Origin of the sequence: Streptomyces sp. NBC_01006, from assembly GCF_045162725.1 — a bacterium.
Taxonomy (GTDB): Bacteria; Actinomycetota; Actinomycetes; order Streptomycetales; family Streptomycetaceae; genus Streptomyces.
Genome location: NZ_CP108700.1, coordinates 7,105,010 through 7,117,609 on the forward strand (window position 1 = coordinate 7,105,010; position 12,600 = coordinate 7,117,609).

At 69.4% G+C, this 12,600-nt stretch carries 17 protein-coding genes; 12 read left to right on the top strand and 5 right to left on the bottom strand.

The features are described from left to right. Positions 1-16 precede the first annotated feature (16 nt). The 9 genes from OG509_RS32165 (at position 17) to OG509_RS32205 (ending at position 7,236) form a co-directional block, all read left to right on the top strand. On the top strand, positions 17-1,201 hold the full coding sequence (locus tag OG509_RS32165) for a JmjC domain-containing protein (protein ID WP_406186122.1): 1,185 nt from the start codon (positions 17-19) through the stop codon (positions 1,199-1,201). Then, positions 1,198-2,091 carry an aldo/keto reductase gene (locus tag OG509_RS32170; RefSeq protein WP_406186123.1) on the top strand — a complete coding sequence of 298 codons (894 nt, stop codon included), beginning with the start codon at positions 1,198-1,200 and terminating at the stop codon, positions 2,089-2,091. Before OG509_RS32165 ends, OG509_RS32170 begins: the two co-directional genes overlap by 4 nt. Continuing rightward, the gene (locus OG509_RS32175; RefSeq protein WP_406186124.1) at positions 2,072-2,917 is read left to right on the top strand and encodes a hypothetical protein; all 846 of its coding nucleotides are present in this window, start codon (positions 2,072-2,074) and stop codon (positions 2,915-2,917) included. Before OG509_RS32170 ends, OG509_RS32175 begins: the two co-directional genes overlap by 20 nt. Before the next feature lie 88 nt (positions 2,918-3,005). Continuing rightward, positions 3,006-3,494: a GNAT family N-acetyltransferase gene (locus OG509_RS32180; protein ID WP_406186125.1), complete on the top strand. Its 489-nt coding sequence runs from the start codon at positions 3,006-3,008 to the stop codon at positions 3,492-3,494. 96 nt (positions 3,495-3,590) lie between these two features. Further along, the gene (locus OG509_RS32185; protein ID WP_406186126.1) at positions 3,591-4,112 is read left to right on the top strand and encodes an NUDIX domain-containing protein; all 522 of its coding nucleotides are present in this window, start codon (positions 3,591-3,593) and stop codon (positions 4,110-4,112) included. Beyond that, entirely contained in the window at positions 4,105-4,875 is a 771-nt protein-coding gene (locus OG509_RS32190) for a GDSL-type esterase/lipase family protein (protein WP_406186127.1), read from the top strand. The genes OG509_RS32185 and OG509_RS32190 overlap by 8 nt, the downstream gene beginning before the upstream one ends. Beyond that, complete coding sequence (locus OG509_RS32195) at positions 4,872-5,699, top strand: hypothetical protein (RefSeq protein ID WP_406186128.1); 828 nt, start codon at positions 4,872-4,874, stop codon at positions 5,697-5,699. Before OG509_RS32190 ends, OG509_RS32195 begins: the two co-directional genes overlap by 4 nt. Then, positions 5,696-6,352 carry an AAA family ATPase gene (locus tag OG509_RS32200; protein WP_406186129.1) on the top strand — a complete coding sequence of 219 codons (657 nt, stop codon included), beginning with the start codon at positions 5,696-5,698 and terminating at the stop codon, positions 6,350-6,352. The genes OG509_RS32195 and OG509_RS32200 overlap by 4 nt, the downstream gene beginning before the upstream one ends. A gap of 221 nt (positions 6,353-6,573) precedes the next feature. After that, positions 6,574-7,236, top strand: coding sequence for an HAD-IA family hydrolase (locus OG509_RS32205; RefSeq protein ID WP_406186130.1), 663 nt, complete (start codon positions 6,574-6,576; stop codon positions 7,234-7,236). A 113-nt stretch (positions 7,237-7,349) separates the two neighbouring features. Here the strand turns inward: OG509_RS32205 and OG509_RS32210 are convergent, their stop codons facing one another. Next, positions 7,350-7,925, bottom strand: a complete 576-nt coding sequence (locus OG509_RS32210; protein ID WP_406186131.1) for a hypothetical protein — start codon at positions 7,923-7,925, stop codon at positions 7,350-7,352. Between the two features lie 53 nt (positions 7,926-7,978). Between OG509_RS32210 and OG509_RS32215 the strand changes: the two genes are divergently transcribed. The 3 genes from OG509_RS32215 to OG509_RS32225 all read left to right on the top strand — a co-directional run bounded on the left by OG509_RS32215 (position 7,979) and on the right by OG509_RS32225 (position 8,972). Beyond that, a complete protein-coding gene (locus OG509_RS32215; protein WP_406186132.1) occupies positions 7,979-8,332 on the top strand; it encodes a VOC family protein in 354 nt (117 codons plus the stop codon). Positions 8,333-8,348: 16 nt separating this feature from the next. Continuing rightward, positions 8,349-8,549, top strand: coding sequence for a hypothetical protein (locus OG509_RS32220; protein ID WP_406186133.1), 201 nt, complete (start codon positions 8,349-8,351; stop codon positions 8,547-8,549). Between the two features lie 108 nt (positions 8,550-8,657). Then, positions 8,658-8,972, top strand: coding sequence for a hypothetical protein (locus OG509_RS32225; RefSeq protein ID WP_406186134.1), 315 nt, complete (start codon positions 8,658-8,660; stop codon positions 8,970-8,972). On the opposite strand, the gene OG509_RS32230 is transcribed toward OG509_RS32225, so the two are convergent. The 4 genes from OG509_RS32230 to OG509_RS32245 all read right to left on the bottom strand — a co-directional run bounded on the left by OG509_RS32230 (position 8,969) and on the right by OG509_RS32245 (position 12,580). Then, entirely contained in the window at positions 8,969-9,208 is a 240-nt protein-coding gene (locus OG509_RS32230; RefSeq protein WP_406186135.1) for a hypothetical protein, read from the bottom strand. The genes OG509_RS32225 and OG509_RS32230 overlap by 4 nt on opposite strands. Positions 9,209-9,590: 382 nt before the next feature. After that, the gene (locus OG509_RS32235; RefSeq protein WP_406186136.1) at positions 9,591-10,457 is read right to left on the bottom strand and encodes a class I SAM-dependent methyltransferase; all 867 of its coding nucleotides are present in this window, start codon (positions 10,455-10,457) and stop codon (positions 9,591-9,593) included. 198 nt (positions 10,458-10,655) lie between these two features. Continuing rightward, positions 10,656-10,937 carry a hypothetical protein gene (locus OG509_RS32240; RefSeq protein ID WP_355801107.1) on the bottom strand — a complete coding sequence of 94 codons (282 nt, stop codon included), beginning with the start codon at positions 10,935-10,937 and terminating at the stop codon, positions 10,656-10,658. 248 nt (positions 10,938-11,185) lie between these two features. Further along, entirely contained in the window at positions 11,186-12,580 is a 1,395-nt protein-coding gene (locus OG509_RS32245; protein WP_406186137.1) for a DUF317 domain-containing protein, read from the bottom strand. Positions 12,581-12,600: the final 20 nt, after the last annotated feature.

Consider the following 12,600-nt stretch of genomic DNA (forward strand, 5'->3'; position numbering starts at 1 on the left):
GAAGGACACGCGCACGATGACTGATTCCTCATCGTGGGCGGCGCGGCTGGGCGGGGAGACGTTCCTCGCCCAGTCGTGTTTCCGCGCCCACAAAGTGGTCCGCTCCACCGGCAACATCAGCGCCTCGCCGCTGTCCTGGGACGATCTGAACGAGATCATCGCCACGCACCGCCTGGAGCCGCCGAGGATGCGGCTCTCCCGTGCAGGCGAAGCCGTCCCCGCCACCGCGTACTCCCTGCTCCGCACCAACCGCAGGGGCACCACCTGGTACCAGCCAGAGCCCGCCGAGTTCCACGCCCGGCTCGCTGAGGGCGCCTCCCTCGTGATCGACGCCATCGACCAGATCCACGCGCCCATCCGCGAGTCCGCCGAGGAGCTGGAGCGCTTCTTCCGCACGCCGGTCCAGGTCAATGCGTACGCCTCCTGGACGGCCGAAGAGGGCTTCGGCACCCACTGGGACGACCACGACGTAGTGGTGCTTCAGCTCGACGGCGCGAAGCGCTGGCGCATCTACGGACCCACCCGGCAGGCGCCCGCATGGCGCGACGTCGAAGCCCCCCAGGCCCCCACTGGGGAACCGCTGGCCGACATCGTCCTCACGCCGGGCGATGTGCTCTATCTCCCGCGCGGCTGGTGGCACGCAGTTACCGCCGACCAGGGCACCGCTTCCCTTCACCTGACGTTCGGGCTCGCCACGCTGACCGGCGCCGAGTTCCTCGGCTGGGCCGTGGACGAGCTGCGCGCCAGCAACACCGTTCGCCAGGACGTGCCGCGCCACGGCGACCAGGACGAGCGCGCCACCTACCTCGAAGCCGTACGCAAGGACGTCCTGGCGCTCCTCGACGAGCCGGACGTGCTCGACCGCTGGGCCCGCTCGATCGACAGCACCCACCCCGGACGCCCCCGCCTGTCCCTGCCCCACTTGGGTGCCGTCCCCGCTGAGCCCCGGACCACGGTCAAGCTCACCGCCCCCCGTGCCTACCTCGACCAGGACGACCAGGTGGTGACGCTCGCCGGCGCGGGTAAGGAGTTCGCCTTCGCCCTCCCTGTCGCCCCGCTCCTGCACCTCCTGGCCGAAGGCGGACCGGTCACCCTCGCCGCGCTCGCGCAGCACTCCGGGCTCACCGTCGACCAGGCCGCCGAGGTCATGACCGCGCTGGTCGCAGGGCAGGCCGCCGCCGTCGTCGGGAGCAGCCAGTGACCGCCTCGCCCGGTCTGGGCACGTACAAGGTGCGCGACGTCGCCGAAGCGGCGCGCACCGCCTGCTCCCGGGGCACGGCCTGGATCGACACCGCCCCCAACTACGGCCGCGCGCACCAGGAACTCGCCCCGGTCCTCGCCGAGCACCCGCAGGTCAAGGTGTCCACGAAGACGGGGTTCTTCGGTAGGCAGGAGGGTACCGCGGCGGTTCAGCAGGGCATCCTCACCGACGACCAGGCCGCCGCCGGTCATAGCCTCGCTCCCGAATTCCTGCGGTGGCAGACGGACCGGTCCCTGGATGTCCTCGGCCGCGCCGATATCGTGTTCGTCCACAATCCCGAGCACGCCCACCTCGACCGCGAGGCGCAGCACGAGCGGCTGCGCGAGGCGTTCGCCGTGCTGGAGGAGTTCGCCCACGCCGGGCGCATCGGAGGGTACGGCGTGGCTGCCTGGTCCGCCTTTACCTCCGGCGCGTTCACCGTCGCCGAACTCCTCGACCTCGCGCGGGAAGCCGCCGGATCGGGTGAACATCACCTGCGCGCCGTACAGCTCCCGGTGAGCCTGGTCATGGCTCGACCCATCAGCCTCGCCCTGGACGGCCGCGGCCCCCTGGTGCAAGCTCGTGCGGCGGGGCTGACCACGTTCGGCTCCTCGCCCCTGCACGGCGGAGAACTCCCGCACTTGGCCACACCTGAACTCGCCGACTACATCCGCCCCGGCAGCACGCCGGCCGCCGCCTGTATCCTCGCCGCCGTCTCCTGCCCCAGCCTCGACGTGGTACTGCTGTCCGCGAGCACCCCCGAGCACTGGGCCGCCGCGCACGAAGCCGCCGCAGCCCCGCTCGCACCCGACCACCTGAGGAAGGTCACCGATGTACTCGCCCAAGGATGACGAGACCCAAGGCCGCATGGAGCACGCCCTGGCCCGCGCCTGCGACCACTTCGGTACCACCGCGACCGGCCCGGTCTCGTGGGGCTGGCTCGGCCGCACCATCGGCTCCCGCACCACCGATGACCGGTGGCTGCGTGTCCACTGCGGAGAGATCACGAAGGCATCAGCCGCGATGACGGAGGGGATCGTGGTCGCCGAGGAGCGGATCTCCAGCCTGGTCTCCCGCCCGCACCTGCACGGCCTGCACCGCTGGGAGTCCGACCCCTACGTCTTCGAGGGCGAGCTGATCGACTACATCGCCCAGTCGGTGATCTCCCCGGAGACGCCCGACCTGGCCGAGGACCCGCACCTGCCCGACGCCTGGTGGAGCGACCTGCGAAACAGCCTGGACGCCCTCGCCGACGCCGAGCCCCCGCGGACAACCATCCGCCAGGAGTGGGCGGATCGCGTGTTCCCCGAATTCCTCGGCATCCCCGCGCCGGCCATCACCGAACGCGTCACCGGCCACGCCGATCTCCAGTGGGCCAACATCACCGGACACCCCTTCGTCCTGCTGGACTGGGAACGCTGGGGAGCCGTCCCCCTCGGCTACGACCCCGCCATGCTGTACGTCAACAGCCTCCGCGTCCCGGCCATCGCCGAGCGGGTCCGCAAGGAGTTCGCGGACATCCTGGAGACGGATGCCGGGCGCATCGCCGAGCAGATCGCCCTCGCCGAGATGCTCCAGGCCGTAGGCCGCGGCTGGTACGAAGAGCTTGCTCCCCACCTGCGCCAGCGGGCCGAGGAGCTGACCGGCGTCACGCCGCCCACGCCCCTCAGAGCGTGATCCCGACATGACCGTGACCCCTCCTCGAGCGACTGTGGCGACGAAAGGAAGCGAGGAAACAGTGAGGCTTTCCAGCCGACGTCTTGTGATGCGTGGGCCAGAGGCGGGCGATGTCGACTGGGTTACCACCGAGCTGCAGGACTTGGAGATCCAGCGGAACACCGCCGTGCCGAGCCCGTACGCCAGAGCCGACGCCGAGTGGTTCGTGCACAACGCCAACACCGGGCAGCGGACCACGTTCATCATCACCGAGAGCGGTCAGCGTGCCGGAGCGATCAGCCTGCACCTGCACGACAAGAGGGCGTCGAGTATCGGCTACTGGATTGGCAAGGCAGCCCGCGGCCGCGGCATCGCCACCGAAGCCGTCACCAGAGTCTGCCGCTGGGGCTTCGAAGACCTCGGGCTGCCGATCAGCACCTGGTCGGCGAAGGTCGGCAACGAAGCGTCCCGCGCGGTGGCGGCCAAGGCCGGATTCCAGATGGAAGGAACCCTGAGGCTCCGCTCCATGTCCCAAGGCGCCCTGCGGGACTGCTGGGTGGGCTCGCTGCTACCGCACGAGCTGCGAGACATCCACTGACAGACGGGCCTCGGGGAGAGTACCGGCGGCCGAAATCGGCTGCCGGCCACGGAGAGTGCCTGTAGCGTGACCGGCCTTGACGATCGGAGGAGAGCCATGCCCGAGACGACTGCCGGGTCCGGCCGTACTTACACCGCTCACTACGCCGACGTCCATCTGATCGTCCGCCAGGGCGACGAGATCCTGATGGGGCGCCGCAGCAGTCAGCCGGTGTTCCCCGACATGTACCAGGTACCGGCCGGGCTGATGGAGGACCACGAACCCGCCACGATGGCGGCGGCCCGGGAGTTCACCGAGGAGACCGGCGCCACCGTCGATCCCGGCGACGTGCGGTTCGTGCACCTGATGCATCACGTCTCCACTCACGCCGGGTCGCGACGGATCGCGTTCTTCTTCGAGGTCGACCGCTGGCACGGCCAGATCGGCAATCCGGAGCCGGACAAGTGCCAGGGCTGGGAGTGGCATAAGGCCAACAACCTCCCGGAGCCTTTGCCCCCATATCTCGGCATGGCCCTGCAGTACATTGCCGACGGTGTCACGTACAGCGAGTACGCCTGGCCCCGCGGCGCCCAGGCCGGTGTGTCGGCGACTGCCTCCACAGGCACGACCCATGGGTGAACTCGTCACCCGCGGGCGCACCGTGCGGGTCGGCTGGTTCGGGACCAGCATCATGGAACACCTGCAGGCCAACGTGGCTGCGATGTCGGACCAGACCCGGCTCCCGCCGGTCGGCGCGACGGTGACCGTGGAAAAGTGGCAACGGCGCGGCTACCCGTACCTCGTCGCGCTGGCGCTCCAGGCCGACCATCCAGGCACGCTCTTCGAGCACGACAACCGGGCCCAGGGCGGAGCAACCATCCGCGACGTGCACCGAATCGTGCACGACACCGTGAAGGCCGGCGGGGCCCGGTACGACGTCGCGGTCATCGGCTGCGGCATCAACGACGTGTGGCGCGCCCATCAGGCCGGCAGGGAAGCGGAGGGCGTCGGGCCGGAGGAATTCGCCGACCTGTACGCGCGGACCCTCGATGTGCTCGTCTCCGCCAGCAAGGAGGTGCTCTGCATCGGTGAGACGGCGGTGGGGGCCGGAGCCGTCAATCTGGGCGCAGTGACCGAGATGAACAACACGTTGGCTGCGTACAACACGATCGCCGCGGCCGCGGCCGCGACCGGCGGGGCCCGCTACGTGGACGTGCAACAGGCGTTCCAGAACGCGGCCGAGAACCTCCCGCCCGGCCTCTCGCTGTGGACGGACGGCGTCCATCTCACCGAGCTCGGCGCCACCCTCCTCGCCCGACACGTCCACCCCCAACTCGCGCGCCTCGTCGGAACTCATTCACAGCCAACACAGCCAGTGCCGGCAAGGAGAATCGACGGATGACCGCACGCCACTGGAATGACCTGCCCGCCTCCATGAGGGACTGCCTTACGCACGACCTCGCGATTACCGGCGTGCCGGTCCCTGTGACGGGCGGCTACACCTCCGGGGTTCGCGTTCGGATTGACACCGCCCGCGGCCCGGTGTTCGTCAAGGCGATCCCCGTCGATGACCCCGCCGCCGAGATGTACCGCACCGAGATGGCAGCCGCCCGGACCCTGCCCACCGGTATCGGCCCGGCGCTGCTCACAGCGGCCGAGTCGCACGGCTGGATCGCGCTCGCTTTCGACTACGTCACAGGCCGGCACCCCGACCTCGCCCCCGAATCACCGGACCTGCACACCCTGACCGAGACCCTGAGCCACGCACACGCAGCACTCACCCCATGTCCCCTTTCCTCTGCCCCGCCGCTCGCGGACAGCCCGATCTTCAGCGGCCGCCCCCTCCCCGAGGAGTACGGGCGTGGCGACACCCTGCTGCACTGTGACCTCCGCGCCGACAACCTCCTCGTCACCCCTGACGGCACCATCACCCTCCTCGACTGGGCATGGCCCTACCGCGGCCCCGCGTGGGCAGAGTTCGCGCTTCTCGTCCCGCAGCTCATCCTCACCGGTCACACCCCCGCCAACGCCGAACGATGGGCCGCTGAGGCCCCCGCCTACCGGAGCGCACCCCCTGCCGGGATCGACGCCATCGCCGAAGCCCTCACCGACTACTGGACCAGCCGCACCCAGCAGGGAACACCGGAGCTCCGCGCTTACAGGTCCCGAGCCGCTGAGGCAGGCCGGGCATGGGTTCAGCACCGACAGGCGAACTCGACACCGTGACCGAGGAGACCACCACGAGCGCCACCAGCAACGAGATTACGCTCGACGGAAACCACTTCGGGAACGAACCGAGGGCCGGGAGCGCGCCGCGCTGCATTCTCATGGCGGGGCTACCCGGCTCAGGCAAGACCTACCTGGCTGAGGCCCTCGCCGGGGCCGGGCTGGTGCGGCTGTGTACGGATGAGGAGATGCACCGACGGTACGGGATCTACGGTGTGGACTACCCGCGCGGGACCTTCACCGCTCGCGAGCGGCCAGTGCTCGAGGAGATCCGATCCCGGGTGGGCGCCCTGTTGGGGTCAGGCCATGACGTTGTTCTCGACCACGGCCTGTGGACCCGGGCCGAGCGGCAGGAATGGCGGCAGACCGTCACCGAGGCGGCCGGCGTGCCGCTGATGCTGCACCTGCCCGCTACACATGCGCAGCTGTGGGCCCGGGTCAGGGAGCGGAATGTGACGGGAGGCCCGGCTGATATCCGGTTCGAAGAACACGACCTCGAACGGTTCGCCGCACGGTTCGAGCCCCCTGGACCGGACGAAGATGCCATCACGTACGAAGGTGACCCGGCCTTGGTGCTCGCGCTCCTCGGAAACGGCAGGCCGGCCACCGAACACAACCCCGCCCAGACCCTCGACACCACCCGCAGAAGCTAATGCGCGCACCGACAGCTCCGCCCCCTGTCGGGCGACCAGCCTCGGGAGCAGGGCCCCCGGGGTAAACGGATGAGCCGGTCCAGCGTCGACGGGGAGAATTGACTCATGCCGGGGAGCGGGAGCGGCTGCTCGGCGAGCGCGGGGCCTCCTCGAACGCTCCGCGTGTCTGGGTGCGCGGTAGCGTCCCCTGTGAGACCAATCGCGGAAGGGACGGTTACCGGATGCCGCACAGCACTGACAGCGCGAACGGGCGTGAACAGCTCGGCCTCGTCCTCGACTTCGCAGGAGTGCTCACTGCCAACCCTCTCGCTGTCCACCGCGCATGGTGCGTATCCGAAGGACTGGCCCCGGAGGCGTGGCGCAGCACCCTCAACGACCACCCGGACGGTCGGCGTCTGTACGCGGCCCTGGAGGTCGGGGAGATAGGGCAGGCGGAGTGGAACGAGGGCACTGCCGCTCTGCTGGGTGCGCACGTTGACCCGGTGAACCTGATGGGCCGGGCGTGGGCCGGGGTGCCGGCGGCTCGTCGGATGGCTGCCCTCGCCCGTGCGGCAAGGGCGGCTGGTCATCGGGTCGCCCTGTTGTCCAACAGCTTCGGCCTGGACCCGTTCAACCCGTACGAGCACGTCGGAATCTGGGATCTGTTCGATGTGCACGTCGTCTCCGAGCTGGTCGGCATGGCCAAGCCTGATCCGGCGATCTACCGGCTGACCCTGGACCGCATCGGCCTGCCCGCTGAGCGGTGCGTGTTCGTGGACGATCACGTGGTGAACCTGCCGCCGGCCGCAGAGCTGGGGATCACCACCGTCCACGCCACCGGTGAGGACGAGACCGTTGCGGAGCTGGAGGCCCTTCTGGGAGTCAGTGCGGTCCTCGCCGCTTGACCTCGGCCTCTGGCTGGTGGCGGCCTTCCTCGCCCGTTTGGAAGCCACAGGTCCTGGGTGAATTCCGGTCGGCCTGGTCGCGGAAGCCGTCGCCACAGCTCAAGGATGCTGTTCTATGCGTGCGCTGTTCGGCAGACGAGGATTCCGCCGAGGCGGGTGACCTGGAACGCGCCCTCCGCCCGGATGGCTTCGTCCACCCGTTGGTGGGCCCGTTCGATCGTCTCCTTGGACGGGACGCCCATCTGGTCGGCCCACGCCGGGCAGCCCGAGATCGCCGAAACCACGGCCCGCTGGCACACCAGAACCGACCTCGATGCCCCATCCCCGGACTGGATCCCCATCCCGACGACTGGCGCCGACTCCTCCAGCTCGTCACAGACGCCCACGGACCCGGCCGCGTACCGCTCGGCCACCTGGACCTCAAGCCGGAACACATCCGCCGCCGCGCCGACGGGCACCTCGCCCTCATCGACGCAGAAACCCTCCGCGCGGACATCACCGGGCCGCCCGATCTGATCACCCTTGCCCACACGGCGGACCAGCAAGGAAACCCGTCTCCGCGCTGGGTACGCCACGCCTACCTGCACCACGTACGCGAACTCGGCGCCCAGTGGAACGATCACGACCCCATACGCGCCCTGGCAGCGTTCGCCGCTGCCACCGGCCTCCGTTCCCTGCACGGTGCCCACGAGTGACCACCCCGGCGGTACCGTGCCACTTCCCGACGCAAGGAGAATCCCAAGTGCGCGGTATCCGCACCGTCATGGTCTTCGTCGACGATCCCGAAGCCGCCGCCCGCTGGTGGGGCGACATCTTCGAAGCCGAGGTCAAGCTCGATATCAACGGCAATGTTGTCTACGCCTGGCTCGACCTCGATGGGCTCGAGTTCGGCTTCCACCAGGCGTCTCCCAAAGCCAACGCCCACGGGCGAAGCACCGTCCCGTACTGGTCCGTCGAGGACCTCGAAACCGAACGCAAGCGCCTCCTGGAAGCGGGCTGCACCCATCACCGCGGCCCCCTCGATGTGGAGCCCGGCCGGCGCATCTGCCAGCTCATCGACCCGTTCGGCACTGTCTTCGGACTCGACGGGCCCTGACTCCTCGGAGCCCCCAATGCGCCACTGGCCCCTCACCGGCCTCCAACTCACCACCGCCGAACTCGTCCTGCGCCTCCCCTCGGACGAGCTCGACGCCCTAGCCCAAGTGGCCGCCGACGGAGTCGTCCCCGACGACGCCGTGTACTTCCCGCAGCCCTGGCCCTCCGCTATCTCACAGACGTACCAGGAGTTGTGCGGCAGCATGACCACACCCTGAGACCCGCCTCGATGGGACTACCTCGTGGCCAGGTATGGAAGGCTGTACACACTCCCGGGATCTCAATGAGTCACGTTTCGGGAGATACGCGACACCGAGGAGACGGCCATGGACCAGTCCGCCCGCGAGGAGCAGCTGCGCGCGGAGGCTGAACAGCATGGGGTTTCCCCAGCCGCGATCCAGCACGCGGTGGAGGTGATCGCAGCTGTCCAGCAGCGCGACAGGGATGACTATCGCGCCAATTTCGGCGGCGAACTCACCCTGGATCAGTGGTTTGAAGGGTACGGAACGCACGGCTTCAACCAGCTGCTCACGTACGCGGCACACAAGTCTGGCCTAGGCAGCGAGGGACCCGACATGCTGCGTCGTGTGCTGACTGCCGCTGCGCTCGCAGAGCAGGGCGCTCCGAGGACGGCCCACTAGGTGTTGGTCTGGCGCCATTCGGCCAGCAGGACCTGGGCCGCGTCGCCGTAGGCTCGGGCCCGCTCCCACACTTTGTGCCGGTCGGTATGGACCCGGCGGGTCTCGTCCACCATGTCGGGGCGGATACGCAGCCCGGCTGGTGCTCGCCTGCCGTCCGAGGCACGACTGGACTCGGTGGACTCGTAAAGGGCTGAGGAGCCCCGGACGTCCTTGGCCTGGCAGCTTGCGCCCAGCATCTCTGCCCAGGAGGTGACAGAAGCGACAGCAGGGTGATCCGGCGGCATCCCCAAGGCGCGCTCCGGCCCGGCCTTGGGGGGGTGCTCCGCCAGACGGCGCCGGAATGCCGGATCGCCTCGACCCACCAGGAGGGCGCCGCTGGACCCACGGGCAGCGGTCGGGGAAGCCACGCCGGCGGACGCCGCTTCGATGCTGCCTTCCGAAGAAAGTCAGACGCCTGATCACCCGCCTCACCCGCCCCCGCCAGAGCACCAACCACGTCCTGCACTGGTCGTACTGGCGCCGACGACGGCAACACCAAGCCCGCGTCAGCCACTACAAACGCCGAGGCCACACACCACCCGAAGCCAACAAACCATCACAGCAGACACCGTTGCAGTACTAGTTATCGCCGGCATGGCGTGCCAGGCCTCGTGCGGGAGGTTCCTTGGGAGAGCGGGTGCTGGTGATGGCGAGGATGTGGGCGGAGGCATCGGTGAGCGCAGTGTGCGATTCCGCGAGGCGAGCTGCGGCGAGGGCAGCGTCGTACATGTCCGTGCCCAGGAGGTTGGTGCTGGTGTACTTCTCGATGGCCTTGACCGCCACCCAGCCGGGTCCCTCGATGCCGTACAGGGTGGGGTCAGCGAGTCCTGCCTCGGTGACTTCCGCGCGGAGCTCGTCTGAGGTCTGGAAGTAGGCGACGGTGAAGCCGCGCTGTCCTGCGTAGCGGCCCTGGTCGAGGGTGTCGCGTACTCCATCCTGGATGGCGGGCTCGGTGATGCCGGTGGTGGCGATGTAGTCGAGGAGGGGCGAGTAGCGGGAGATCGCGGCTGCGGCGATGAGACCGCCGGGTCGGACTACGCGGGCCGCTTCGGTCAGCGCGGAGAGCCGGTCGGCCTTGTCGTGGAGGTGGTACAGGGGACCGAGGAGCAGCACTACGTCGTACGTGCCGGATGCGGCGGTGAGGTGGCGGGCGTCGCCCAGCTCGGCTGTCACGCCGTCGAGGGCGGCTGCCTGGCTGACGTGCTTGGGTACGGGGTCCACGACGTGCACGGTGTAGCCGTCTGCAGCGAGCCATCGGGCGTGGGTTCCGGGGCCACCACCGACATCAAGCACGCGGGCCGACGCGGGCGGGAGGTGGCGGCGTAGTAACTCGCGGGTGCGTGCGAGTTCCAGGGTGCCCGTGGCGGTGGTGTGCAGTCGTGCGGCCTCGTCGGAGCGGGTGTAGAAGTCGATGATCTCCGGGCGTACGGCGGGGTTGCTTGTCATCGTGGAGTCCTCGTCCTGAGGGGCAGGTGGTGTCCGGCAGGGTAGGGGACATGGCGAAGTGATCACTGCGAATTTCGGTGTCCTGCGGAGGGGGCACCGGGCGCAATTACGTGCTGCGAGGATCGAGTTCGGGCGGATGCCCTCCCAGAAGTCGTGTGATCAGACCCGTGGGAGGGCGGCGAGCTGTACCGCCTGCGTCTACGTCATGGTGGCGATGTCGTGCTGCATGACCGACTTGAGGCGGTCGCGGAGGTCACCGATTTCCGCCTTCAGGCTCTCCAGGGCGGGTCCGTCCCCGGGATCTGCGGTGGCGACGTGGCGCCGGCTGTTGCGCAGGGCGCGAAGGACAGCGTCGGCGGCGTCGGATACCGAGGCAGGAGCGAGGACGTGGATCCGGTGGCGTCTGGCTCCCAGCCCATATGCGGTGAAGGCCGTCTGCGCGGCTGCCGGACGTTCGTGCACCGGCGCGGTGCGGACCACGGTGAGGAGTTCCTGTCCGGTGTCCTCCAGCGCGGTGAGGTACTCCGCGTACAGGGCAGCGTGCTGCTCCCTGGAACGGGCCCGTTCTTCGCCGCCAGCGGCGTTGGTCGTTCATAACTGATGCGCGGCGCCCAGCAGGACGCCCAGGAGGGCGAAGAGTGGAGCTATCCAGGTCATGCGCTTTGTGTACGCGACGCCGGGAGCCGGAACGCATCAGTCGGGCAGCCATCGGGGAAGGACCCGATCGTTCAGCGTGTGGCCGCTGGGCGGGTCACTGGATTCGCGGGTCGGGGTATGGCGGGCTGCGTGGTCAGGCGGGACGGGGTTCGGGCGGTGCTGGTCCGGCGTTTCCGGTGCCCCTGGCCGTAGGCGAGCTCGAAGGTGATGTCCTGGAGCAGGGCCGCGGGGGTGTGCGTGGAGAGCCGCACGGCCCAGGTGGGCTGGTGGGGCGTGTTGCCACCCCAGACGGTCCAAGTGTCGGTCGATCCGTTCGGTTTCGTCGCGGCGACGGTGTCGAAGGAGACACCTGCAGGTTCCGCGTCCGGCGCTGTCCACTCGATCAGACGTGCCCTAACGGTCTGCGGCCAGCCGGTCTCGGCGAGGGGGCGGGTGGCTTCGGCCAGGGTCTCCTTGGTGACGGCCGCTGCCGTTCCCGAGCCCCAGCCGTTGCCAGAGGCAAGGCTGTTGAGGAGGGCTTTGGTGATCTCGAGCGGGGTAGTGGGGGTGACGGCGGCGTGCCAGAGGCGCTCGCCGACCGGGGACTCGTAGGCGGCGACGGTCCAGGCGTTGTCGCCGTGAGCGGCTTCGTGGAGGAACTCGACGCGCAGGGTGAGGGATTCGTGGCTGGCGATGGTGGTCTCGTCGTGGGGACGGTACTTCTCCCATTCCCCGTTGGCGGCGAGGAAGTCGTTCAGCAGGGCTTCGTGGTCGCCAGGGTCGGCGGCGTACACGGGCACCATCTTCGACAGCGGTTCGGCGGGTGCCGCCGTCCGGGCCGTCGCGGGCACCGGCGTTTCGGCGTGGGGCGCGGAGAGGACCTTGGCGGCGGCACGCTCGATGCGGGTCAGGGGGGCCGGTCCCGGACGCACGGCCACGGTGTACTGGCGGTGGAAGTCGGCTACAGCCTCGGGCTCGGAGTCGTAGTCCATCGTTTCCTGCCGGACGTAGTCCTCGCCGTGGAGGTGGACGCTCTTGCCGTCCTGGTAGGTGCCGACGGCGACGGTGGTCCAGCCGTCTTGGGCGTGGCGGTGGATGACGAGGCGGCCAGCGGCGATGTCGTCGTGGATTCGCTGGGCCTCGGCTGTGGCCTCGCGGATCTCGTCGCGCGTCAGCCACTGCCAGTGCGTTGGTGCGTTGCCGTACGTCCACTCGGTGTCGATCTCCTCCTGGAGCGCAGGGTCGATCTCCACGGTGGCGCCGTCCTCGCGGAGGGCTCGGGCGGCCTGGTCGGCGTAGTGGGGTTCGTCGTGGTCAATGCGGGCCAGGGTCATGGTTTCGTCGCTGGTCCAGCGGAAGCCGTGGGCTGACAGCACAGTGGCACGGGCGAGGTAGGGGTCGGGGCCGGTGAGAGTGGCTGTCACAGCGCTGGAGTGGTCCGGGTGCCGGGCCAGGCTGACCTGGGCGTCGACTGCGGGGCGGGGCATGCGGCTCGCTTCTCGGGTCC